This is a genomic window from Sphaerisporangium sp. NPDC004334 (assembly GCF_053602655.1).
Genome location: NZ_JBSGDZ010000012.1, coordinates 246,003 through 269,193, shown reverse-complemented (window position 1 = coordinate 269,193; position 23,191 = coordinate 246,003). Strand labels below are relative to the sequence as shown.

General features: G+C 71.3%; 20 protein-coding genes. 8 read left to right on the top strand and 12 right to left on the bottom strand.

Annotated features, from left to right (window positions below):
• Positions 1 to 3: 3 nt before the first annotated feature.
• The 9 genes from ACWEN6_RS18025 to ACWEN6_RS17985 all read right to left on the bottom strand — a co-directional run bounded on the left by ACWEN6_RS18025 (position 4) and on the right by ACWEN6_RS17985 (position 10,572).
• Positions 4 to 261 (bottom strand): hypothetical protein, encoded by a 258-nt coding sequence (locus ACWEN6_RS18025; protein ID WP_354931844.1) that lies wholly within the window; start codon positions 259 to 261, stop codon positions 4 to 6.
• Between the two features lie 76 nt (positions 262 to 337).
• A complete protein-coding gene (locus ACWEN6_RS18020; RefSeq protein WP_452571210.1) occupies positions 338 to 1,189 on the bottom strand; it encodes a helix-turn-helix domain-containing protein in 852 nt (283 codons plus the stop codon).
• Positions 1,190 to 1,261: 72 nt separating this feature from the next.
• Positions 1,262 to 1,504, bottom strand: coding sequence for a hypothetical protein (locus ACWEN6_RS18015; RefSeq protein ID WP_354839466.1), 243 nt, complete (start codon positions 1,502 to 1,504; stop codon positions 1,262 to 1,264).
• Positions 1,505 to 1,640: 136 nt separating this feature from the next.
• Entirely contained in the window at positions 1,641 to 2,147 is a 507-nt protein-coding gene (locus ACWEN6_RS18010) for a DinB family protein (protein WP_452571209.1), read from the bottom strand.
• Positions 2,148 to 2,397: 250 nt separating this feature from the next.
• A complete protein-coding gene (locus ACWEN6_RS18005) occupies positions 2,398 to 3,204 on the bottom strand; it encodes an enoyl-CoA hydratase-related protein (protein WP_354931838.1) in 807 nt (268 codons plus the stop codon).
• The gene (locus tag ACWEN6_RS18000) at positions 3,201 to 5,480 is read right to left on the bottom strand and encodes an ATP-binding protein (protein ID WP_452571208.1); all 2,280 of its coding nucleotides are present in this window, start codon (positions 5,478 to 5,480) and stop codon (positions 3,201 to 3,203) included. Before ACWEN6_RS18000 ends, ACWEN6_RS18005 begins: the two co-directional genes overlap by 4 nt.
• A gap of 4 nt (positions 5,481 to 5,484) precedes the next feature.
• Positions 5,485 to 7,083, bottom strand: coding sequence for an acyl-CoA carboxylase subunit beta (locus tag ACWEN6_RS17995; RefSeq protein ID WP_452571207.1), 1,599 nt, complete (start codon positions 7,081 to 7,083; stop codon positions 5,485 to 5,487).
• Between the two features lie 243 nt (positions 7,084 to 7,326).
• On the bottom strand, positions 7,327 to 9,135 hold the full coding sequence (locus ACWEN6_RS17990; RefSeq protein WP_452571206.1) for a serine/threonine protein kinase: 1,809 nt from the start codon (positions 9,133 to 9,135) through the stop codon (positions 7,327 to 7,329).
• 78 nt (positions 9,136 to 9,213) lie between these two features.
• A complete protein-coding gene (locus ACWEN6_RS17985) occupies positions 9,214 to 10,572 on the bottom strand; it encodes an FAD-binding oxidoreductase (protein ID WP_452571205.1) in 1,359 nt (452 codons plus the stop codon).
• Between the two features lie 370 nt (positions 10,573 to 10,942).
• On the opposite strand from ACWEN6_RS17985, the gene ACWEN6_RS17980 reads away from it, so the two are divergent.
• Positions 10,943 to 13,714: an immune inhibitor A domain-containing protein gene (locus ACWEN6_RS17980; protein ID WP_452571204.1), complete on the top strand. Its 2,772-nt coding sequence runs from the start codon at positions 10,943 to 10,945 to the stop codon at positions 13,712 to 13,714.
• Between the two features lie 147 nt (positions 13,715 to 13,861).
• Complete coding sequence (locus ACWEN6_RS17975; protein WP_452571203.1) at positions 13,862 to 14,800, top strand: diacylglycerol/lipid kinase family protein; 939 nt, start codon at positions 13,862 to 13,864, stop codon at positions 14,798 to 14,800.
• 30 nt (positions 14,801 to 14,830) lie between these two features.
• Here ACWEN6_RS17975 and ACWEN6_RS17970 read toward each other — a convergent pair whose 3' ends face one another.
• Positions 14,831 to 16,039, bottom strand: a complete 1,209-nt coding sequence (locus ACWEN6_RS17970; protein WP_452571202.1) for a MalY/PatB family protein — start codon at positions 16,037 to 16,039, stop codon at positions 14,831 to 14,833.
• A gap of 212 nt (positions 16,040 to 16,251) precedes the next feature.
• On the opposite strand from ACWEN6_RS17970, the gene ACWEN6_RS17965 reads away from it, so the two are divergent.
• From ACWEN6_RS17965 to ACWEN6_RS17940, 6 genes are all read left to right on the top strand, one after another.
• Positions 16,252 to 16,617, top strand: a complete 366-nt coding sequence (locus tag ACWEN6_RS17965; protein WP_452571201.1) for a DUF5335 family protein — start codon at positions 16,252 to 16,254, stop codon at positions 16,615 to 16,617.
• Positions 16,618 to 16,685: 68 nt separating this feature from the next.
• The gene (locus ACWEN6_RS17960; protein ID WP_452571200.1) at positions 16,686 to 17,843 is read left to right on the top strand and encodes an acyl-CoA dehydrogenase family protein; all 1,158 of its coding nucleotides are present in this window, start codon (positions 16,686 to 16,688) and stop codon (positions 17,841 to 17,843) included.
• A complete protein-coding gene (locus tag ACWEN6_RS17955; RefSeq protein WP_452571199.1) occupies positions 17,840 to 18,403 on the top strand; it encodes an HIT family protein in 564 nt (187 codons plus the stop codon). Before ACWEN6_RS17960 ends, ACWEN6_RS17955 begins: the two co-directional genes overlap by 4 nt.
• A gap of 227 nt (positions 18,404 to 18,630) precedes the next feature.
• On the top strand, positions 18,631 to 18,867 hold the full coding sequence (locus ACWEN6_RS17950; RefSeq protein ID WP_452571198.1) for a hypothetical protein: 237 nt from the start codon (positions 18,631 to 18,633) through the stop codon (positions 18,865 to 18,867).
• A complete protein-coding gene (locus tag ACWEN6_RS17945; protein WP_452571197.1) occupies positions 18,864 to 19,286 on the top strand; it encodes a type II toxin-antitoxin system VapC family toxin in 423 nt (140 codons plus the stop codon). Before ACWEN6_RS17950 ends, ACWEN6_RS17945 begins: the two co-directional genes overlap by 4 nt.
• Positions 19,287 to 19,575: 289 nt before the next feature.
• Positions 19,576 to 20,037, top strand: coding sequence for a hypothetical protein (locus ACWEN6_RS17940; protein ID WP_452571196.1), 462 nt, complete (start codon positions 19,576 to 19,578; stop codon positions 20,035 to 20,037).
• Positions 20,038 to 20,885: 848 nt separating this feature from the next.
• Here the strand turns inward: ACWEN6_RS17940 and ACWEN6_RS17935 are convergent.
• Both ACWEN6_RS17935 and ACWEN6_RS17930 read right to left on the bottom strand, forming a co-directional pair.
• Complete coding sequence (locus ACWEN6_RS17935) at positions 20,886 to 21,350, bottom strand: tetratricopeptide repeat protein (protein ID WP_452571195.1); 465 nt, start codon at positions 21,348 to 21,350, stop codon at positions 20,886 to 20,888.
• Between the two features lie 723 nt (positions 21,351 to 22,073).
• Positions 22,074 to 23,006: a GlxA family transcriptional regulator gene (locus ACWEN6_RS17930; protein WP_452571194.1), complete on the bottom strand. Its 933-nt coding sequence runs from the start codon at positions 23,004 to 23,006 to the stop codon at positions 22,074 to 22,076.
• Between the last annotated feature and the right edge of the window lie 185 nt (positions 23,007 to 23,191).

The following is a 23,191-nucleotide window of genomic DNA, read 5'->3' as shown; positions in this document are numbered from 1 at the left end:
GGCTCAGGCGGGCAGCGCGGCGAGGAGGTAGGCCAGGCGGGCCGCGGCGCCGTCGATGTCGTCGGTGGTGCCGAGCCGGTATCCCCAGGAGGTGAGGAAGACGCCCTGCGGGCTGCAGGTGACGACCTCGGCCAGCGTGTCGCTGAAGCGGTTGCGCACCCGGACGCGGGGCGGGGTGTCGCCGATGACCTGCACCGACAGGTCGATGTGCAGCCGGGTCGCGGAGGCGAACCGTTCAAGGCAGGACATGGTGTCCAGCATGCGCCCCACCTCCGCGTCAGCCCTGGGAAGGTCAGGATTGCATGATCTTGCCGACCGGGGCAAGCAATTGTGGAGGTCAGGACGCCGATTGTTTCGCGAAGTCGACAAGAACGCGGACGATCACCTCCCTGGCCTCCTCGCGGAACACCGCCACCTCGCAGAGCTCCTCGAAGGCGCCGGCGTAGAAGGCCACGCTGTCGGGATCGCGCAGCAGCAGGTCCTTGGTGCGCGTCGGTACGCCGACCATCGACTCGTTGTAGATCCAGAACCCGTTGAGCAGGGCGGAGGGAAGCTGAGCCTCGAAGGGGATCACGCCGAACTCGACATTGGGCAGGGTGGTGACGGCGAGCAGCCGGTCGAGCTGGCCGCGCATCACCTCGTCGGGCGCGAGCCGGTAGCGCAGCGCGGCCTCGGGGAGCAGGAAGCGGAACCGCCGGGCCGGATCGTAGAGGATCTCCTGGCGGCGCATGCGCACCCGGATGGCGGCGTCGATGTCGTCCGCGCCGGAGTAGACCCGGTGGACCTTGGTGAAGATGTTGCGCGCGTACTCCGCGGTCTGCAACAGGCCGATCACCACGCCCGGCTCGAACACCCGGAACAGCGTGACGCGCGCCTCGAGGTCGCGGACGTCCTCCTGCAGCCCGGCCAGCCCGCTCTTGTGCCGCTGGCGCCAGGAGTCCTGCCGGTCCAGCAGCGCGACCGCCCGGCCGACCAGGTCGGACAGCACGTCCGGCGCGGCCTCGACGGCCTGGCACCACAGCATGACGTCGTCCTCGGTGGCGCTCTGCCGGGCGTTCTCGATGCGGGAGACCTTGGAGGCCTGCCAGTGGAGCCGGGCCGCGAGGTCCTTGCCGGACAGCTGGGCGGCCTCGCGCAACTGGCGCAGCCGGGTGCCGAGGTCCATCCGCGCCTGCTGAAAGCCGCTCACGCTCACCTCCCGTCGGCGACAGAACTCGCACGAGGGTAGACCGGCCGCCGCGGCCATGCCATAGGGATCTCCCTACTCGTGATCAGCGACGCCCGCCGACGGGCCGGGGACGCCGAGCACCCGGCGCGCGATCTCGACGAGCAGCTCACGGGGCACCTCGACGGCCGACTCGCCGTCCAGCACGTGCCGCAGGTCGCCGCGGGCCTCGGGGTCGGTGAGCGTCACGCCCTGTACGACGAAGGTGCCGCGGTCGGTCTCGTAGAGCGAAGGGCAGGCTCCCGCCTCCGAGGTGGAGCCGAGAAAACGCAGACGCATGACCGACCGTCCTTCCCCCCGCGAGGCCCCCATTTGGCCGCAATTGCGCGCAATTGTAGAGGAAAGAGGACGTCGCTGTCCCCTATGTCCAGTAGATAACCCGCGCTCCCCGGCTGCCGGTCATGTGCCTGGCTGGTCAGTCACCGGTGACGCCGTCCAGCATCTCCCGCAGGATGTCGATATGACCGTTATGCCGGGCGGTCTCCTCGACGAGGTGGTGCAGGATCCAGCGCAGCGTGACCCGCGTCCCGTCCCGGAGCGGCTCCTTGGCCACCGTGTCCAGGCTGAGCGGGGCCAGCAGCTCGCGGTAGCGCGCGCACTGCTCCTCGTACTCCGCGAGGAGCCGGCTCAGCGGGATCTCCAGGGCGATCCGCATCTCGCGGTCGGGATCCTCCTCCGTCCACGGCGCGTGCTCCTCCTCGCCCAGGAGCCGCACCTGGATCCAGGAGTACTCGACCCAGCGCAGATGGCTCACCAGCCCGCTGATCGTCGTCAGCGGCGAGGTCGGCAGCAGGGCCTTGCGCGCGTTCTCCTCCGACAACCCCTCGCACTTGGCGTGCACGGTGGCTCTCACGTAGTCGAGAAGGGTCTCCAGCGTGGCCCGCTCGTCCCAGGCGGACGGAATATCGGTGCGTGTCTTCATGGACGGCAGCATTTCGGACGTGGTGCTCGCTGTCGAACGATTAATTCTTCTGACCTGCGCCTTCGCCGGCCCGGCGGCGTGGGTACGGCTTGGAGATGGGATGCCGCGGGATCCCCCGGGATCCCGTCGGGCCGGTCGGGCCTGGTCAGGTCGGCTCTGGTCGGGTCCGGTCGGGTCATGTTCGGTCCGGACGGGGTCGGGTCGGCTCGGGTCTGGTTGGGGCGGGTCCGGTCGGGTGCGTCGACTCGGGTCAGGTCTGCGAAGGGGCGGCGGGTTCGTCCCGGGGGATCCAGGACGCCGGCCGCTTCTCCATGAACGCCCGGATGCCCTCCTGGCCCTCCGGCGAGGTGAAGCGCTGCGCGGACAGCTCGGCCATCCGGCGCATCCCCTCCTCCACCGGCAGGGACGGCACGGTGCGCACGAGCTGCTTGGTGATCGCCAGGGCCTCGGGGCCGCCGCGCAGCAGCATGCCGGCGTAGTGCTCCACCGTCGCGTCGAGGTCCCCGGCCGGCACCGCGCGGGTGAGCAGGCCGATCTCGGCGGCGCGGGCGGCGCCGAACACCTCGCCGGTCAGGAAGTACTCGGCGGCGGCGCGCGGCTCCACCCGGCGCAGCACGGTGACCGAGATCATGGCGGGGACCACGCCGAGCCGCACCTCGCTGAAGGCGAACGTCGCGGAGTCGGGGGCGATCGCGAAGTCGCAGGCCGCCACCAGCCCGAGCCCGCCCGCGCGGGCGGTGCCGTTCAGCCGGCAGATCACCGGCTTGGGGCTGTCCCAGATCAGGCTCATGACGCCCGGGAAGGTCGCGGTCACCGGCGCGTCGTGCGGCCGGGCGTCCGGGGCGGGCGCCTGCTCCTTCAGGTCGGCGCCCGAGCAGAACACCGGCCCGGCGCCGGTGAGCACGATGACGCGCACGCCCTCGTCCGCGAGGGCCCGGTCCAGGGCCCGCTCCAGCTCGCCGAGCAGGCGGACCGAGAGCGCGTTGCGGTTGGCGGGGGAGTCGAGCGTGACCGTCGCGACGCCGCCGCGGGCCTGGTAGCCGACCAGCGCGGTCATCGGCCCTCCTCGATGACGGCGAGCACGGCCCCGGCCTCGACCTGGCGCCCGGGCGCCACGTTCAGCGCGGAGACGACGCCCGCCGCCGGGGCGGAAATGCGGTGCTCCATCTTCATCGCCTCCAGGATCAGGATCGGCTGCCCCTCGTCGACCTTCTCGCCGGGAGCGACCTCGACGCGCAGAACGGTACCCGGCATGGGCGCGAGCAGAGAGCCGGGGGCGACGCGCGTCACCGGTTCCGGCAGCCTCGGCAGCGCGACCAGCCGCACCGAGCCGAGCGGCGCGTCCACGTGCACGACGTCGTCGTAGCGCGCGACGGCGAACCGGCTCACCACCCCGCCGACGGCCAGGACGACCTGCTCGGGGGCGGCCGAGACCAGCTCCACCTCCGGCAGGCCCTCGGCCGCCAGTCCGTCCCGGGTGAGCCGGTAGGCGACCTCGACCCGGCCCTCCGGCCCGTCGAACGCCGCCCGCTGCGGCTGGGAGGGCACGTTGCGCCAGCCGCTCGGCAGCCCGCCCAGCGCCGGCGCCGCGGCCCGGTTGGTGGCGGCGGCCGCCAGCGCCGCGGCGAGCGCGAGAACAGGCAGGGCGGCGCCGTCCGGGTCGCCGGCGCGGGAAGGCGCGGAGAGCAGGTCGTGCCGGTCGAGGAACCCGGTGTCGGTGTCGCCCGCGAGGAACGCCTCGTGCCGCAGAACGCGCACCAGCAGGTCGCGGTTGGTGGTCAGGCCGTGCAGGCGGGCCCCGGCCAGCGCGGTCGCCAGCCGCCGCGCCACGGCCGCCCGGTCGGGGCCGCAGGCGATCACCTTGGCCAGCATCGGGTCGTACCGGACGCCGACCACCGACCCGCTCTCCACCCCCGAGTCCAGCCGCAGGCCGCACGGCCCGGCCACCCGGCCCTCAGCAGGCTCGCGGCCGTCCACCGGCGGGGCGAGATCTGGTTCGCCGCCGCCCACCGGCCGGGAGTCGGCAGGGTCGCGGTCGTCCACCGGCCGCGTGGCAGCGGGCCCGCGGTCGTCCACGGGCCGGGCGACGGGCGCGGTTCGCGCCTCGCGCGCCGCGGCCGGCACCGTGAAGCGGGCGTCCACGCCGGGGATGTCGAACAGGTGGAGGGTGCCGCTCTGCGGGCGCCAGTCGTGGGAGGGGTCCTCGGCGTACAGGCGGACCTCGATGGCGTGGCCGCTCGGCTCGGGCGGCGCGGCCGGCAGGCGCGCGCCCTCGGCGATCTGCAGTTGCAGGCGGACCAGGTCCACGCCGTACACGCACTCGGTCACCGGGTGCTCGACCTGCAGGCGGGTGTTCATCTCCAGAAACGCGACCGTGCCGCCCGCGACGAGGAACTCCACCGTGCCGGCGCCGACGTACCCGATGGCCTCGGCGGCCCGGACGGCGGCGTCCAGCAGCACCGCGCGCACGCCGGGGGAGACCCCGGGCGACGGCGTCTCCTCCACGACCTTCTGGTGCCTGCGCTGGATGGAGCACTCGCGCTCGCCGAGCGTCCACACGGTGCCGTGCGCGTCGGCGAGGACCTGCACCTCGACGTGCCGGGCGTTCTCCAGCAGCGGCTCGGCGAACACGGCGCCGTCACCGAACGCGGCCAGCGCCTCGCGCCCGGCCGCCGCGACCGCTGCCGGAAGCTCCGCCGGGTCGCGCACGACGCGCATCCCGCGCCCGCCGCCGCCCGCCGAGGCCTTCACCAGCACCGGGAACGAAAGGCCGCCGCCGTCCGCCCCCTCCAGGCCGGAACCCGCCGGTTCCATGCCCGTGGGTACGGAACCGGTCGGCTGCTCATCCGCGAACGCGGGATCGGCCGGCTGCTCACCCGCGACCGCGGGACCCGCCGGCCGTTCGCCCGCCGGCGCCGGATGGGCGAAGGTCAGCGACGGCAGGACCGGGACGCCGGCCTCGGCCATCAGCCGCTTGGCGCCGATCTTGGAGCCCATCGCGGCGATGGCGTCCGGCCCGGGCCCGACCCAGGTCAGCCCGGCCGAGAGCACGGCGCGCGCGAACGCGGCGTTCTCCGACAGGAACCCGTACCCGGGGTGGACGGCGTCCGCGCCCGCCCGCAGGGCCGCCTCGACGAGCGCCGCGGCGTCGAGGTAGGTCTCGGCCGGCCGCTCGCCGCGCAGCCGGACCGCGAGGTCGGCCTCGGCGACGTACGGCGAGGCGGCGTCGTCGCCGGCGAACACGGCCACCGTCTCGATGCCCAGCTCGCGGCAGGTGCGGAAGATCCTGCGGGCGATCTCGGCGCGGTTGGCCACCAGCAGTCGTCTGATCATGTGCTCACATCCGGAAGACGCCGAAACCGGCGGGCGCGGGATCGGGCGCGCCGGCGATGGCCGACAGGCACAGCCCGAGGACGGTGCGGGTGTCGCGCGGGTCGATCACCCCGTCGTCGTAGAGCCGGCCGGACAGGAAGAACGGCAGCGACTCCGCCTCGATCTGGGCCTCGACCATCTGCCGCATCGCCGCGTCGGCCTCCTTGTCGTACACCTGGCCGCGCGCCTCGGCCGCGGCCCGCCCGACGATCGACAGCACTCCGGCGAGCTGCGCCGGGCCCATGACCGCCGACTTGGCGCTCGGCCAGGAGAACAGGAAACGCGGGTCGTAGGCCCGTCCGCACATGCCGTAGTTGCCGGCGCCGTAGGAGGCGCCCATGACGACGGTGAGGTGCGGCACGGTGGAGTTGGACACCGCGTTGATCATCATGGCGCCGTGCTTGATGATGCCGCCCTGCTCGTACTCCTCGCCGACCATGTAGCCGGTGGTGTTCTGCAGGAACAGCAGCGGCGTGCGCGCCTGGTTCGCGAGCTGGATGAACTGCGCGGCCTTCTGGGCCTCCTCGCTGAACAGCACGCCGCGCGCGTTGGCCAGGATGCCGATGGGGTGCCCGTGCAGGGTGGCCCACCCGGTCACCAGGCTCGCGCCGTACAGCGGCTTGAACTCGTCGAACTCACTGGCGTCGACGATCCGGCCGATCACCTCGCGCGGGTCGAAGGGGATCTTGAGGTCCTCGGGGACGACGCCGAGCAGCTCGTCCTCGTCGTGCAGCGGGGGTCGCACGCCGTGCGGTGCGGGGCGGACGGGCCGGCGCCGGTTGAGCCGGGCGACGATGCGGCGGCCGATGCGCAGCGCGTCGTGCTCGTCGGCCGCCAGGTGGTCGGCGAGGCCCGAGACGCGGGCGTGCATCTCGGCGCCGCCCAGCGACTCGTCGTCGGACTCCTCGCCGGTCGCCATCCTCACCAGGGGCGGGCCGCCGAGGAAGACCTTGGCGCGTTCCTTGACCATGACCACGTGGTCGCTCATGCCCGGGACGTACGCGCCACCGGCGGTCGAGTTGCCGAAGACCAGCGCGATCGTCGGGACGCCGGCCGCCGACAGGCGGGTGAGGTCGCGGAAGATCCGGCCGCCCGGGATGAAGATCTCCTTCTGGGTCGGCAGGTCGGCCCCGCCGGACTCGACCAGGTTGACCAGCGGCAGGCGGTTCTCCAGCGCGATGTCCATCGCGCGCAGGGTCTTGCGCAGGGTCCAGGGGTTGGACGTGCCGCCCCGCACCGTCGGATCGCTGGCGATGATCACGCACTCGACGCCCTCGACCACCCCTATGCCGGTGACCACGCTCGCGCCGACCGGGAAGTCGGTGCCCCAGGCCGCCAGCGGCGACAGCTCCAGGAACGGGGAGTCGGGGTCCACCAGCAGCTCGACGCGCTCACGGGCGAGCAGCTTGCCGCGGCGGTGGTGGCGCTCGACGTACTTCGGGCCGCCGCCCGCGACGGCCTTGTCCTGCTCGGCCGACAGCTCGCCGAGCCGGGCGAGCATGGCCGCGCGCCTGGCCAGGTAGTCGGCGCTCGCGGAGTCGAGCCGGCCGCCGGTCACGCCCATCCGCCACCTCCTCCGCGTCGTCGCCGCCCCGGCGGGCGTCCCGGGCGGTGGCGCCCGGCGCCCGTACTCGGTGCCTGGGCTCAGAACGTAGTACACCGCCCCGACACCCGGGCCCGCCGGGGGGATCTTCGGCCCGCGCCGCCGGCCGGACCGCCGATGAGGCGCCGGGATGGCCGTGGAGGAGGCCGCGGGATGGGCGTACCGGGCCGCCGGGAAGGACCCGGGCGGGGACGCGGCGCGGCCTCAGCCGCAGTGGGACCAGCCGCTCTTCCAGGAGGCGGTGCCGTAGGAGCCGCCCCAGATGACGCAGACCTGCTTGGCGGCGACCCGGACCGGGCCCGCGTAGGCGGTGTAGGAGCCGCTGTCGGAGCCCGTCGCGCCGCCCTTGACCTGGAGCAGCACGCCCATCTTCACCTTCTGCGGCGTGACGTACTTCCCCATCGTGACCACGCAGTTCTTGCCCGCGGCGCCGCTGTAGAGCAGGTAGACGGTGGCCGATCCGAGCGAGTGGGAGTCCACGGCCTTGTAGCCGGAGCCGCACACCCCGGCCGCCGTGTACGGGTTCGGCTTGGGGGAGGGTTTCGGGGTCGCGGACGGCTTGGGGCTGGCGCTGGGGGAGGGCTTCCTGGTCGGCGACGGGGACGGCTTGGGGGTGGGCGTCGCCTTCGGAGTCGGCGTGCGCGACGGCGCCGCGGAGGGGCCGCGCGAGGGCGTGGCGGAGTGCCGGGGGCCGGTGGACGGCGGCGCGGGCAGGCCGGTGGCGCCCGCCCTGGCCGTGGGGGTGGCCCGCCGGGTGCGGGACGGCGAGGCGGGCGGCGGCTCGGAGGGCGACTCCACCCCGCCCACGGTCGCGTCCACGGTGGGCCCGGCGCCGGGCGGCGCCGTGCTCGCCGGCGCGGCCTGGTTGCCGAAGGAGCCCGACTGCGCGAGCACGACGGTGCCCGCGGTCACGACCGCCGCGGCCAGCCCGGAGGCGATCGCGAGGGCGGCCGTGCGCCCGGCGCGCGGCTTGCCGCCGTGCCGGGTGGCGCCGGGACGCCGCGGATCACCCGCCGCCCGGCCCGGCCCGCCGGCCGCCGGCCCCGAGGGACCGCCTCCCTGACCATGGACGGGCGCCGCCCCGGCGGGACCCTGAGCGTGGCCGGGCGCCTGCCCGGCGGGTCCCTGAGCGTGGCCGGGTCCCCGAGCGTGGCCGGGTCCCGGGACGGGCCCCTGGCCGGCGGCGAAGGCGCCGCTCGCGGCGGGGGAGGGGCGGCCCAGGAGGTGGGCGACCAGGTCGTCGGCCTGCGGGCGGCGGGCCGGGTCCTTGGCCAGGCAGGCGGCCACCAGCGGGCGCAGCGGACCGTCCAGGGCGGTGAGGTCCGGCTCCTCGTTGAGGATGCGGTTGATCACGGCCGGGATGGAGTCCGCGCCGAAGGCCGGGCGCCCGGTGGCGGCGAAGACGATGGTCACGGCCCAGGCGAACACGTCGACCGCCGGGGTGACCGCCGCGCCGGCGAGCTGCTCGGGCGCGAGGTAGGACGGCGTGCCGAGGGTGTCGCCGGTGGCGGTGGCCCCCGGGGCGTCCAGGGCGCGGGCGATGCCGAAGTCGATGACGACCGGCCCCTCCGGGCCCATCAGCACGTTGGCGGGCTTGAAGTCGCGGTGCAGGATGCCGGCGCGGTGGATGGCGGCGAGCGCGGTGGCCGTGGAGACCGCCAGGCGGTCCAGCGCGGCGCCCCGCCGCGGGCCCTCCCGGTCGACGAGCTGGCGCAGGGACGGGCCGGGGACGTACTCGCTGACGATGTAGGGCTGGTTGCCGGCCAGGTCGGCGTGCAGCACCGAGGCGGTGCAGAACCGCGCCACCCGCTGCGCGACCGACACCTCGCGCAGGAACCGCGAGCGCGCCTCGGCGTCCCCCGACAGCCGGGCGTGCAGCAGTTTGATGGCCACGGGCTCGCCCGCGCCGGCGCGGCCGAGGTAGACCACCCCCTGGCCGCCCTCTCCGAGCCGGCCGACGATCTCGTAGGCGCCCAGCCGGCGCGGGTCCTCGTCCGTGAGCCCCTGTGCCACCCCAGACCCCCGATAAAGCGATATGTCAGCACTTCGCGTGATGAACGGTACCAGTGGGGCCCCAGGTAAAGGGCGCTGTCAGATCGCTTTGCCGGGGTTGAGGATGCCGAGGGGGTCGAACACGCGCTTGATCCCCTGCTGCACCTCGGTCACGAGCGGACCGCTCTCCAGGCCGAGCCAGCGGCGCTTGAGCAGGCCGACGCCGTGCTCGCCGGTCAGCGTGCCGCCGAGCTCCAGCGCCGCGCGGAACACCTCGTCGGCCGCGGCCCAGACGTTGGGCGGCGGCTCGGGCAGGCCGCGGTCGAAGATGAACACCGGGTGCAGGTTGCCGTCCCCGGCGTGCGCGACCGTGCAGATGCGCGCGTCGTGCCGGACGGCGGCCTGCTCGATGAGGGTGATCATGTCGGGCAGCGCCGAGCGGGGGACGCAGACGTCCTCCACCAGGCAGGCGCCCAGCCGCTCCTTGGCGGTGTAGGCGAGCCGGCGCAGCCCGATCAGCTCCTCGGTCTCCTCCGGCGTCGAGGACACCGCGACGAAGCTCGCGCCGTTGGCCTCGCACAGCCGCTCCATCTCGGCGGCGTCGCCGGGCAGGTGCCCGTCGGCCTGGGCGATCAGCATGGCCCGCACGCCCGGGTCCAGGCCGATGTTCTTCCAGGCGTCGATGGCCTCCAGGGTGCCCCGGTCCATCAGCTCGAGCAGCAGCGGCTGGCAGCCGGCGGCGACGATCGCGGCGACGGCGTCCCCGGCGGCGCGCGGCGAGGGGAACTCGGCGGCGATCGTGACCGGCGGGACCGACGGCGCCCGCCGCAGCCGCAGGGTGGCGGCGGTGATGACACCCAGCGTGCCCTCCGAGCCGACCAACAGCCCGGTGAGGTCGTAGCCGGTGACGCCCTTGATCGTGCGCCCGCCGGTGGCGAGGATCCTGCCGTCGGCCAGCACGACCTCAAGGCCGAGCGTGGAGTCGCGGGTGACGCCGTACCGCACGCACCGCAGCCCGCCCGCGTTGGTGGCCAGGTTGCCGCCGATCGTCGAGATCTCGTAGGAGGAGGGGTCGGGGGCGTACATCAGGCCGTGCGCCCGGGCGGCCCGGTCGAGGTCGGCGGTGATCACGCCGGGCTCGACGACGGCGACCTCGTCGGCGGGGGACAGCTCGCGGATGGCGGTCATGCGGGCCAGCGACAGCATCACGCAGCCCTCGACGGCCGTCGCCCCGCCCGCGAGCCCCGTGCCCGCCCCGCGGGGCACCACCGGGACGCGGTGCTCGCTCGCCCAGCGCATGGTGGCCACCACGTCGTCGCGCGTCTGCGCCGCCACCGCGCACAGCGGCTTGCCCGGCTCGAGGAAGGTCTGGTCGCGGGCGTAGGAGCCGGCCACGTCCGGATCGGTCAGAACCCGGCCGGAGGGCAGCGCGTCGATGAGGGAGTCAACGGGATTCACGTCTGTGACTGTACGTTCTCCCGCCGCGCGTGCCGAGCCGGACCGAAATCCCTGGCCCCGGCTTCGGAGGGCCGGTGCGAAAGCGGCGAAGTGATGTGCACCTGGGGTGGGCCGAGGGGCCGGATGCCCGGAAACCGCGACAGGACCGGGGCGGAACCCCCGGAAACCGCAATCGGATCGGACTCGCCAGGATGACGATTTCGCAACATCCGCTGTCGGCTTTACTACGCCTTTACCTTTTCGTCTAACGTCCGCTTTGCCGAATCTGGGGCGTTCGTTGGCTAAACGCCGCAGATCTCCACCGTTGGCGTGTCCATTCACGGCACGCCTTGACGTCGCCCGGACACCCCGGGCGGAGGAGGAAACCTCGTTGTCACGCAGAGTCAGGCGTCTCGTCGCCGCGCTGCCGGTTCTCGGGCTGGCGGCGGCGGGCCTCGCGGTCACGGGTGCCGCGGCGCCCGGTGACACCTCGGTCGCCAAATATAAGCCCAGCGCGAGCGACTACTACATCAACTACGCGCCCCCGAGGGTTCAGAGCGAGAGCGCCTCGAAGGCGGAGGAGAAGGTGGACACCGGAGCGGCCAAGCGGCGCCGCGACGTGCCCACCGCCGAGGAGATCGACCACAAGTTCTCCCTGGGCAACCCGGTCGCCGCCCGTGAGCTCACCAAGCGCGAGCACACGGCCGTCCGCACGGGCAAGAACCCCTTCGAGTTCCTGTACAAGAAGGCCAAGGTCACCCAGCAGGCCAAACTGCTCACCCTTCTGGTCGAGTTCAACGAGAACGCCAACGACGACTTCTCGGGTTTCAGCCACCCCAAGAGCACCGACGAGCCGGACGTCTGCGTCACCGAGCCGGCCGGCACCAAGGTGAACGGGCCGCTGCACAACACCATCCCGAACCCCGCCACCGCAGCCGGCGGCGGCAAGGACAACAACTCGATGTGGGTGAAGGACTTCAACAACGCCCATTACAACAACATGCTCTACTCCAGCAAGGGCATCACCCAGCGGGTCCGCACGGACCTGAAGGACCCTCGCGACGGCAAGCCGGGCATCGACATCTCCGGCTACACCATGAAGAACATGTACGAGGAGATGTCCAAGGGCGCCTACACCGTCACCGGTGAGGCCCTGGGCTGGATCAAGGTCCCGCACTCCGAGGCCTGGTACGGCGCGGGCGCCTGCGGCGCCGCCATCCAGGACAGCTCCGGCCACCCGGACAACCCGCGCGGCACCGCCCAGATGGGCGTCGACGCGGTGAACATCCTGGCGCAGCAGAACCCGAGCTTCCCGTGGGCCGACTACGACAAGGAAGACACCTCCGACGCCGACGGCGACGGCAACTACAACGAGCCGGACGGCGTCATCGACCACCTCGTGCTCGTGCACGCCGGTGAGGACAAGTCCGGCGGCGGCGGCGCGCAGGGCACCTTCGCGATCTGGGCGCACTCCAGCGCGATCCCCGGCGGCTACACCATCCCCGGCACCAGCATCAAGATCTCGAACTACATCGTGCAGCCGGAGGACTCCGGCGTCGGCGTGTTCGCCCACGAGTACGGCCACGACCTGGGCCTGCCGGACCTGTACGACGCCACCGGCGCCGGCGACAGCGACGTGGAGTTCTGGGACCTGATGTCCACCGGCTCGCACTCCGGGCCGATCTTCCAGTCGATGCCCATCCACATGGGTTTGTGGGACAAGTGGGTCCTGGGCTGGGCCAACCCCAAGGTGCTCAACCCCGGTGACGGCACCAAGCTGCTCACCGTCGGCCAGTCCTCGCGCACGCCGAAGCTCACCGAGGACGGCGTCCGGCTCAACCTGCCCGACAAGGACGTGGTCCTCACCACCCCGCACAGCGGCAGCAAGGTGTGGTGGTCGGGCAACGACCAGGACTGGGCCGACGTGCGGATCACCCGCGACGTGACCGTCCCCGCGGGCACCGACACCAAGTTCCGCTTCTGGAACGACTACACCATCGAGCAGGACTGGGACTACGGCTTCGTCGAGGTCTCCACCGACGGCGGCGCCACCTGGTCCGAGCAGAAGATCTACGGCGAGGACGGCTCGCTCGTCTCCACCGGCGACGACTACGCCGACCCCAACAAGCGCATGAAGGACTACGGCAACAAGAAGTACGGCCTGACCGGCGACTCCGGCGGCTGGCAGCACTACTACGCCGACCTCGCGCCGTTCGCCGGCAAGAGCGTCAAGCTGCGCCTGCGCTACGCCACCGACGCCGCCGCCGAGGAGCGCGGCTGGTTCGTCGACGACCTGTCGATCACCAGCGGCGCCACCACCGTGTGGAGCGATGACGTCGAGCAGGGCGCCAACGGCTGGACCGCCACCGTCGGCACCTTCGTCGACACCACCGGCACCGGCTGGACCCAGCACTCGGGCTCGCTCAAGAGCGCCCAGTACTACCTGGCCGAGTGGCGCAACCTGGACGGCTTCGACAAGGGCCTCAGCTACACCTACGACACCACCTGGAACCGTGACGGCGCCTGGAAGGTCGAGAAGGTCCCCTACAACGCCCCGGGCATGCTGGTCTGGCTGCGTGACACCTCGCTCGGCTACAACAACGCGGCGTCCAACATCTGGTCGCTGCCGTCGGCCGGCGCGAAGGGCCAGCTGCTGCTGGTCGACTCGCACTTCGACCCGCTGCGCCGCACCGGGAAGGCCGCCGAGGTCGACCCGAGCGTGACCAAGAACATCCCCTCCCGCCCGCAGGCCTCCAACGCGGCGTTCGGCTTCAACAAGACCTACTCCTTCAAGGAGTGCCTGGAGTCGGCGCCGTTCGTCGAGGCGTGCACCTCGTTCAAGCCCCAGGAGCCGGTGAAGGCCTTCACCGACGCCAAGGGCTGGTACCCCGGCCTGGAGTCCCGCGAGGACGGCCTGTACTACCGGTTCCGCGACGGATCGGTGGTCGTCCCCTCCAAGGGCGACCAGCCGTACTCCGTGCGGATCGTCAACGCCGACGGCACCCCCGCCAAGGACCTCTACGGCGAGACCGTCAACGGCTTCACCCTCGGCACCGGCAACCCCGGCGACGAGGGCAAGCAGCTCGGCGCGCAGGTCAAGCTGATCGCGCCGCTGCCGGGCAACCTGGGCGTGATCGCCCAGTTCACCGCGCCGAAGAAGTAGATCGGCACGGATGACCATATAGAGCGGCGGCCGGCCCGCGAGCCGGCCGCCGCCACCCGGGACGGGCGCGGCCTCGCCGCGCCCGTCCCGTTCGTTTTCCCCTCCCGCATAGCATGTCCCGGACGGAAACTACGGGACGGGTGATCGGTGAGCGAGCTGCGGACCAAGGCGGAACACACCAGGGCGATCCGCGATCTGCGCAGAGTGGTCCTTGTGGTGAACACCCGGTCCCGCCGGGGCCGTCACCGCTACTTCGAGGCGCTGCGGCTGATGCAGGCCGACGGTTTCCGGCCGCTGCGCACCTACGCCGTCATGGACCCCTCGCGGCTGCCGCAGATTTTGGACGAGGCCTTGGGCCTCCAGCCCGACCTGCTCGTGGTCGGCGGCGGCGACGGCACGCTCAGCTCGGCGGTCAAGCACGTCGCCCACCGGGACGTCGCCCTCGGGGTGCTCCCGCTCGGCACCACCAACAACTTCGCCCGCAGCCTCGGCCTGCCCCTCGACCTGGCCATGGCGGTCAGGGTGTTCAGCCGGGGCAAGGTCGCCGACATCGACCTCGGCATGGCGGGCGACCAGCCGTTCGCCAACCTGGCGAGCTTCGGGGTGTCGGTCGAGGTGGCGGGCACGGTCAGGCCGTGGCTCAAGCGGATGCTCGGCCGCGCCGCCTACCCGCTCACCGCGCTCACCGTCCTGCCCCGGCACGAGCCGTTCCGCGCCTACATCACCGTGGACGGCCGCCGCCACGAGCTGCTGACCCACCAGCTCAACATCGCCAACGGGCGCTACCACGGCGGCTGGCAGATCGCCCGCGACATCAGTATCGACAACCGCCGCCTGGTCGCCTACCAGCTCGGTTCGGGCAAGCGGCTGCGGCTGCTCGCCGAGACCCTCGTACGCGCCGCCGGCGGCCGCTGGCGCAGCCTCGCCGGGGGCCCGTTCGTCACCGGCACCGAGATGCTGCTGGAGACCGAGCCCCCCCTCGCCGCCGACGTGGACGGCGAGGTCCTGCTCCGCACCCCCCTCACCATCAAAGCCATCCCCAACGGCCTCCGCGTCATGGTCCCCCCGGGCTTCATCGACACCTGATCCCGCCCGGCCCAGGGGTCTCCGTAGGGCTCAGAGGGCGTCCAGGGCGGTGGGGCGGGGGGTGCGGGCGCGGCCGTCCAAGGATGACGCCATTCGGGCGACCGCGTCGGTGAGGAGGCCGGGCGGGGTGGCGAAGTTGAACCGGGCGAAGCCCCGTCCCGGGGTGCCGAACTTCAGGCCTGAGTACAGGGCCACCGAGCCGCGGCGCAGGAACCACTCGGCCGGGTCGTCGCCGAGCCCGAGCGCCCGCAGGTCCAGCCACGCCAGGTAGGTCGCCTGCGGCGGCTGGTACCCCACCCCGGGCAGCCGTTCGGCCAGCAGGTCGCCCAGCAGCGCGCGGTTGGCGGTGAGCCCGGCCATCAGCGCATCCAGCCACGGCTCGCCCGCGGTGAACGCGGCCTCGGAGGCCAGTACGCCGAACATCCCCGAGCTCTCGCTGACCTCGGCGGCGATGGCGGCGAGGTCGCGGCGGGCCTCCGGCCCTGGGACGGCGAGCGCTGCTTTCAGTCCGGCCAGGTTCCACGCTTTGGACGCCGACACCAGCGCGACCGACCGGGCCGCCGCGGGGTCGTCCAGCGACGGGAACGGCACGTGCCGCGCGCCCGCGTAGACCAGCGGGGCGTGGATCTCGTCGGAGATCACCCGCACCCCGTACCGGCCGGCGAGCGCGGCGACGGCGCGCAGCTCCTCCTCGGCGAGCACCAGCCCGGTGGGGTTGTGCGGGTTGCACAGCAGGAACGCGGCGGCGCCGGCGGCGAAGTCGCGCTCCAGCGCCGCGAGGTCCAGCCGGTAGCCGTCCGGGCCGAGGGCGAGCGGGCTCTGCACGACCTCGCGGCCGATGCGCGGCAGCCAGTAGAAGTACGGCGGGTAGGCCGGGGTGTTGACCACCACCCGGTCACCCGGGGCGGTCACCAGGTGCAGCACCTCGATGATCCCCGCCATCACATCCGGCACCAGGCGGATCGCGGCCGGGTCGGTGTGCCAGCCGAAACGGCGGGCGGCGAACGCGGCGAAGGCCTCCGGCAGGCCGCACGCCACCGCGTACCCGGTGTCGCCGCGGGCCACGGCCTCGCGCAGCGCGGCGGCGATCGGCTCGGCGAGCGGGGTGTCCATCTCCGCGACCCACATCGGCAGCACCTCCGGCGGGTACTCCCGCCACTTGGCGCTGTGACGCTCGCGCAGCTCGTCGAGGCCGAGCGCGGAGAGGGGCCCGCCGGGGCCGTGGCCGGTGCCGATCAAGGTGATCCTTTCGGGAGGGTGTACCAGGCTCATCCCCACGAGACCCGGTTTCATCCGTCATTGAGGTGATAGCACATGATCTGTCCCCTTGGCGGTCCGGGGGTGATCGCCCATCTCCTACCCGATCGGGTGATGTGCCCGCCTTCAGGACGCCCGACCATGGACTCGACGCGGCGCGGCCCGCGGACCGCGCTCAAGAGAGGGGGCATGCCATGAAGGAGCGCCGGCCCGATCTTCCGCGCGGCGAATGGCGGGAGTTCTTCGACGCGATGACCCGCGACTACGAGGGCGTGGAGGTCACCGTCGAAGTGGTCAGCAGGGACCTCGGCGACCAGGTCGAGGCCGAGGGGTCGCCGCTGGCCTACCTGGAGTACGACCCCAAGGACGACGAGTTCGCGGTGGGCCTCGGCGGGCCCGGCGGTGACACGGTGACCCGGCACGCCGTCCCCCACCCGCGCCAGATCATGGCGGACACCGTGCAGCAGGGCTCCGTGCGGGCCTTCGACGTCGTCGACGCGGAGGGCGCCCAGACGATCGTGACGCTGCGCCGCCCGCGGCTCACCTCGCAAGCGACCTGAGCTTCGCGCGGAGGCGCGGGCGTGCTGGAATGGCCGGGACCGGCCCCCTGCCAAGATCGGACGCCCGCATGGACTTCGAGCTGAACGAGGATCAGCGCATGTTCCGGCGCACCCTGCGCGAGTTCGTCGACCAGGAGATCATCCCCGTCGCCTCCGAATGGGAACGCGAGGGGCGCTACCCCGAGGAGATCGTCGAGGGGTTCCGGCGGCTCGGCCTGTTCGGCGTCACCGTCCCCGAGGAGTACGGCGGCCTCGACCTCGACCGGGTGTCCTTCGCCCTGGTCTTCGAGGAGATCGCCCGGGGCTGGATGGGCGTGGCCGGCGTCCTCGGCTCCCACACGCTGTCGGCCTGGATGATCGCCCGGTACGGCACCGACGAGCAGCGGGCCGCCTACCTGCCGGACCTGGCCACCGGCGTGCGCCGCACCGGCATCGCCCTCACCGAGCCCGGCGCCGGCACCGACCTGCAGGGCATCCAGACCCGCGCCGTCCGCGACGGCGACGGGTACGTCATTCACGGCACCAAGACTTGGATCACCAACGCCCGCCACGCCGACCCCCTCCCCGTCCTGGTGAAGACCTCCGTCGCCGAGCCGCCGCACAAGGGCATGTCGGTGCTGCTCGTCGATGCCGACCGCGGCTTCACCGTCAGCCGCGACCTGCCCAAACTCGGCTACAAGGGCACAGAGACCTGCGAGGTGGTCTTCGACGGCGTCAGAGTGCCCGCCTCGGCCCTGCTCGGCGGGGTCGAGGGACGCGGCATGCAACAGGTGCTGTCCGCGCTGGAACTCGGCAGGATCAACATCGCCGCCCGCGCGGTCGGGGTCGCCCAGTGCGCCTACGAGGCGGCCCTGAACTACTCCCGGGAGCGCCACGCCTTCGGGCAGCCCATCTCGGGCTTCCAGGCCGTCCAGCTCAAGCTCGCCGACCTGGCCACCGAGATCCAGGCGGCCCGGCTGCTCACCTACTGGGCGGCCGACCGCTCGCAGGCCGGCGCCGTCAACGCCGAGGCGGCGATGGCCAAGTACTTCGCCTCGGAGGTCGCGCTGCGGGCCACCATGGAGTCCATGCGCATCCACGGCGGCTACGGCTACTCTCAGGAGTTCGTGGTGGAACGCCTCTACCGCGACGCCCCGCTCATGGCCATCGGCGAAGGGACCAACGACGTGCAGCGCATGGTCATCGCCCGCGCGCTGCTGTCCGGCGCCGCGAAGGTCGGCTGGTGACGCCCCGCACCGCCCCGCAGACCACCGGGGCCGCCACGGGGAGCGCCGGGGCTGCCGCCACGGAAAGCGCCGGGGCAGTCACGGGGAGCGTCAGGGCCGCCGCCCCGCAGACCGCTGGGGCCGCCGCCGCGGGGAGCGCCGGGGACTGCCTGTTCTGTCGTATCGCCAAGGGGGAAGTGCCCGCTCACCTCGTCCTCGCCGACGAGGTCGCCGTCGCCTTCCTGGACGCCCGCCCGGTGTTCAAGGGCCACGTGCTCGTCATCCCCAGGGACCACGCCGAGACCCTCGGTGACCTGCCGGGGGAGGCCCTCGGACCGTACTTCGCCCGCGTCCAGGCGGTCTCCCTGGCCGTGGAGAAGGGCCTCGGCGCCGCGGGCAGCTTCGTCGCCATGAACAACCGCATCAGCCAGAGCGTCCCCCACCTGCACACCCACGTCGTCCCCCGCCACAAGAAGGACGGCCTGCGCGGCTTCTTCTGGCCCAGAGTCAAATACGAAGACGACACCGAAGCCGCGTCATACGCCACCCGCCTCCGCGAAGCCCTCGAAGAGCTCCCATAGCGCCCCCTCGGTGGGCCGTGTTTCCCCGGAAACGGGCCTCGCTCCGCTCGGGCTGTCTTTCCGGGCTCCGCCAGACCTCCCGCAGTTGCCTACGACGATCGTGTATCTGGTGAAATCGGATGACGTAAGTGCGACACAACAGCCCATGCAACTGTCGGCTGGAACGCTCAGAGTGGATGGTCGCTACCAACCTTCCGTCGTCCAGCCTGCGTCGTAGACTCGACAGCATGACGGCACCGCAGGAAGAGTACGAAGATCTTCACCGGCTGATCGACCAGCTCAGGCCCGATCAGGTGCGTGAAGAGCGTGTGCGACTCCTCCAGTTGGTCCACTCGCGCACCGAAGAGCCGGAACTCGACCCTGATGGTGTACCCATGCTCTTCGGCGCATTCCAAGCGGGCCGGAGCGATGCCTCCGAACAGGTGGAAGAAATTCTCGCCGAGGGCTACGGTCACGACGTGTGATCGTTGTCGACACCGGCCCTATCGTGGCCGCGACCTTCAAGGACGACAAGAACCACGAGCGCTGCGTCAAGGAGTTCATGCGACTCCGCAACGCCAAGTGGCCGCTGCTCGTCCCCAGCTTCGTCGCCGGTGAGAGCTGCTACATGCTCGGCAAGCTCGGCGGGTCCAAGGCAGAGGCAGCGTTCCTCCGGCTGCTCGAGTCCGGTTGGTTTCGGATCGTCGATCTCTCCGAGTCCGACCTCTCAAGGATCGCGGTCCTCGTCGAGCGGTATCGCGACCTCCCCCTGGGCGCCGCCGACGCCTCAGTAGTCGCCGTGGCGGAGCGGATGCGGATCACCGAAGTGGCCACCATCGACGTCCGCCACTTCTCGGTGGTTCGTCCCGTCCATACCCCTGCGTTCACCCTGCTTCCTGGTTAGACCCATGCAGCGGTACGGCGCCACGATCGAGCGCTCGGGCTCGCGCGGCCCTGCCGCTTCGCCGCATCGCCAAGGGGGACTGCCCGCCCATCTCGTCCTTCCGCGGGCACCGTCTCCGCGGAAATGGGCCTCGCTCCGCTCGGGCTGTATTTTCCGGGCTCCGCCCGGCCTCCACCACGCCCGCATGGGTCGTGCCTCGGACTGTATGGTCTTGGTCTCCGTTACAGGCTCGGTTCTTTCTCTTCGCCAGGAAGGGTAAGTAGTGACAACGGCGACCATGATGCGAGTGATGGAAGACTCGGCACTCGCCGAATACAGCGAGTTCACGATCGTCGATGCCTGTGGCGGCGACGACCCCGATGCGAAGCCGTTCGCGGAATCATGGGACGAGCGGGACATCACTGGAGATTGGCTGGCTGCCGCCGATAACATGCTCATGATCAACGGCAGCTACACTGGTGCGTACCACATACGGATCCGTTTCGAACTGTGGAACTCTGATCCGGGCTGCCAGCCCGACCGGCACCCTGACGTCGACCAGCTCACTACCTCCTTCTACAGCACCAGCGGGTCGGTCATGGTCGAGGAGATGTTCTGGGGCGGAGATCATGAGCCGTTCGCACTCGGCCTGCCGAGACTGAAATGGCACGTCAGAGGGTATCGAAAGCCGCTCGTCCCACTCGGCCATTTTCATCACGACATCGACGGAGATGCGGAAAGCTATATCTTCCAGTTCTGGCCGTTCGGTTGACGCTATTCGCCGAAGTTGTGAGGACTCTCCTAGAGCTTGTGCGCCCTCGAGGGACGAAGCGCGTGAGTTGTGAGGTGATCACCGCTGGAGTCTCGACCGCAGAGTAGGAGTTGCCAGGTATGGCAAGGGTGAGCATGGCCCTGGCGTGCATCGCGCTGATCGTGGCATCAGGTCGCGCGGACAGGGCTCCGGGGAGCCCTGAACTCCGAGGGCCAGGCGGAGGGATCATCACCGGTGAGGGCATGGCCGTCAGCAAGCCAGGTGCGCCCTACTTGTTGGGAGGGCTACGTCTGTGCCTGAACAAGCCTGGAGCGGTCACCGTGAGAGCCGTGCGTTTGGAGCACCCTCGCGGCGGCATACACCTTGACGCTTATGCCCTCCTCCCTCACGATGGATCTTCAAATGACGACACCATCGGACATGGCGAATCAATCACCATTCAGCGCAAGGGCCTGCCTCAGGGAATTCGGGAGGTCACACAAGTCTGCTCGCCTGAGGACTCGCCGACCCAGAAACGCACTGAACTGGTTCTCCAGCTGTCCCGTTCAGGTGAGGCGAGCGGATATTCATCAGGTTTTCTCGTCGACTATGTGAGCGGCGGGCTCGAAAGAACGTTACGCATAGACCTGAATTACTTGTTGTGCTCGAACACCGAAAGTGACATGCCTGACTTGTGCAGCCCGTAGTGACATCGATCAGGCGCCTCGAAAGGAAGGCGCTGGCAGCCTCTACGCCGAGACGTTTCGTCGTCCTTTGGCGGCTGTGGCTCCCATTTGGGGCACCTCAATCCGCTCGACTGTTCTCTCCGGGCTTCGCCCGGACTTCACCAGGCGCGCGGAGGCAGGGGGTCAGACGGTCTCACCCAATTGCTCGGCCAGCCGCTCCAGGCCACCTCTGATGAGCTGCCCGTACCCGTCGTCGCCGAGCGCGCTCATCCCGGCTCGGGCCTGCTGGAAATGCTCACGGGCGCGGTCGAGGTCGCCTAATTTGCGGTAGCAGTCGCTCAGGTTCAGGTGCAACGACGGGTACAGGCCGGCCACCGGGAGGGCCACCCCTGCCTGCGCCACCTGGTCATCGGTGACCCGATCAGCGGCGGCGAGAGCCCGCAGATCCCACAGCAGCTCCTGGTTCACGTCGTCCTGTACGTCGGCCATCGAGTGGGCCAGTACGCACACATGCAGAGGCTCGCCTTGCTCGCCGCCGATGTCATCCCAGATCTGCGCGAACAGGTCACGAGCGGCGTCACGCTGACCTTGGCCGTGATGCAGGTCCACGGCCTGGGCGATCCGGGTCAGGGTCGAGTCGGCGGTCATCGGCGTCTCCTCCACCGTCGCAGGGCAACCGCGGTCAGCCTAGACCCACCGAAATGGGCCTCGCTCCGCTCGGGCCGTATTTCCGAGCTCCGCCCGATGGCCTGCGGCCCGTGCCGCCACGGAGACCACGACCTGGCCGGCGGCTGCGGTGGCCCGCTGCCCGAACCCGCGTGGCCGACAACTTATACTCACACAGCGTCTTGCGGTGAGCGAGGCTGGTGGCGTGTCGGCCGAGCTCCCAGCCGCTGACCATACTCGGTGTCACCCCTGAACGGCCGTCAGGCGCGCGCAGATCCATCTGCTCGACGACGTCTTCCAGCGTCCAGGTGCGTGCCAGGCGGGCCCTGCGCAGCGGGGTCGGCTCCCTGGGGTTCTCCAGACGGCGGGCCACTACTCATCATCTCCCGGCTGGACGGCGAGCGCGGCCGCCGTGAAGGCTTTTGCTGCGGCGTTGCGAACATCTCGAACGAAAGCACCATCAGCCACCCAGGGCACCATGATGCAGCGCTGTACGGAGCAGGCGTCCGGATCACCCCAGACGGGGTGATCCACCTCCAGCGCGGCCGGTGGTCGGCCACCATCAGCTGACCCCGGCAACTTAAAGCGCCTGCCTCCGCCGGGGGGGCAGCGTCTCCGTGGCCGGACAACTGAGTGCGTTGGCGGTCACGTAGGACAGTCCTGGCCGAAGCGATGCATGCCCGCCTTTTGGCGAAGATGTGGCGGTCATGCGTACACCGTCTCGTCCTTGTGGCGGAACAGAGTCCGGTATTCCTGAGGGGAAGTGCCGAGGTGCCGGTGGAACGCGGCCCTCATGGAAGCGGGTGCGCCGAGCCCGGTGAGGCGGCCGATCTGCTCGATCGGCACGGTGGTCGCCTCCAGCAGTTCACGTGCTCGGTCGATGCGTGCGTCGGTCAGCCAGGCCATGGGCGGGGTACCGGTCTCCTTGCGGAAGCGGCGGATCAGTGTCCGCCGCGACATATGGGCGCGTTCCGCGAGGTCGTCGACGGTCACGGGCTTCGCGAGGTTGTCGAGCATCCACTGGCGCAGAGGAGCGAGTTCGTCTCCGCTCGCTTCGGGGCGGAACTGGTCGACGAACTGTGCCTGGCCCCCCCGCCGCCGTGGCGGCGCGACGAGCTCGCGTGCGCGTGTGTTCGCTGCTGCGGCGCCGCGGTCGGTGCGGATCAGGTGCAGGCACAAGTCGATTCCCGCGGTCACGCCGGCGGAGGTGAGGATGTCGCCGTCGTCGGCGTAGAGCTGATTCGGCAGGACTTTGACGCGTGGGTAGCGCTGACGTAGTTGCTCGGCGAGCCGCCAGTGTGTGGTCGCGGGGCGCCCGTCGAGCAGCCCGGCCGCGGCAAGGGTGAAGGCCGCGGTGCAGATGGAGACGAGTCTGGCGCCTCGGGCGTGAGCCGCCTGTAGCGCCGCCAGAAGCTCGGTTGACGGGGCCGTATCGATGTCGTCGTACCCCGGAATGATCACGGTGTCGGCGTCGTCCAGGGCCTCGAGACCAGCCGCGACCGTGATCGCGAAGCCCTGCCCCGGCACTCGTCCGGCCTCGGTGTCGGCGCACACGGTCAGCTCGTAGTGAGGGTCCATGGCGAAGATCTGGGTCGCGATACCGAACTCAAGGGGGAGCACACCGGGCAGCAGGAGCACCGCAACGTGGTGTCTGCCTGTCATAGTGGCACTACCCTAGCGACCATTGTCGTTCGTGCCACTTGTGGGAAGTAGGTCTCGCAGCGTCGGGCCATGACCGACACCCCTCGCTCTCTCGAAAGGGCTGCGGAACCGGGGACTCGATCTTCCTGGCACGTGACCGTGTCCCGCGCACCGTTCGTGCG

Excerpts from the sequence above, each read along its gene's own strand:
- ACWEN6_RS18025 (WP_354931844.1), bottom strand. The coding sequence starts at position 261 with ATGCTGGACACCATGTCCTGCCTTGAACGGTTCGCCTCCGCGACCCGG.
- ACWEN6_RS18015 (WP_354839466.1), bottom strand. The coding sequence starts at position 1,504 with ATGCGTCTGCGTTTTCTCGGCTCCACCTCGGAGGCGGGAGCCTGCCCT.
- ACWEN6_RS18010 (WP_452571209.1), bottom strand. The coding sequence starts at position 2,147 with ATGAAGACACGCACCGATATTCCGTCCGCCTGGGACGAGCGGGCCACG.
- ACWEN6_RS18005 (WP_354931838.1), bottom strand. The coding sequence starts at position 3,204 with ATGACCGCGCTGGTCGGCTACCAGGCCCGCGGCGGCGTCGCGACGGTC.
- ACWEN6_RS18000 (WP_452571208.1), bottom strand. The coding sequence starts at position 5,480 with ATGATCAGACGACTGCTGGTGGCCAACCGCGCCGAGATCGCCCGCAGG.
- ACWEN6_RS17995 (WP_452571207.1), bottom strand. The coding sequence starts at position 7,083 with ATGGGCGTGACCGGCGGCCGGCTCGACTCCGCGAGCGCCGACTACCTG.
- ACWEN6_RS17965 (WP_452571201.1), top strand. The coding sequence starts at position 16,252 with ATGAAGGAGCGCCGGCCCGATCTTCCGCGCGGCGAATGGCGGGAGTTC.
- ACWEN6_RS17960 (WP_452571200.1), top strand. The coding sequence starts at position 16,686 with ATGGACTTCGAGCTGAACGAGGATCAGCGCATGTTCCGGCGCACCCTG.
- ACWEN6_RS17950 (WP_452571198.1), top strand. The coding sequence starts at position 18,631 with ATGACGGCACCGCAGGAAGAGTACGAAGATCTTCACCGGCTGATCGAC.
- ACWEN6_RS17940 (WP_452571196.1), top strand. The coding sequence starts at position 19,576 with ATGGAAGACTCGGCACTCGCCGAATACAGCGAGTTCACGATCGTCGAT.
- ACWEN6_RS17935 (WP_452571195.1), bottom strand. The coding sequence starts at position 21,350 with ATGACCGCCGACTCGACCCTGACCCGGATCGCCCAGGCCGTGGACCTG.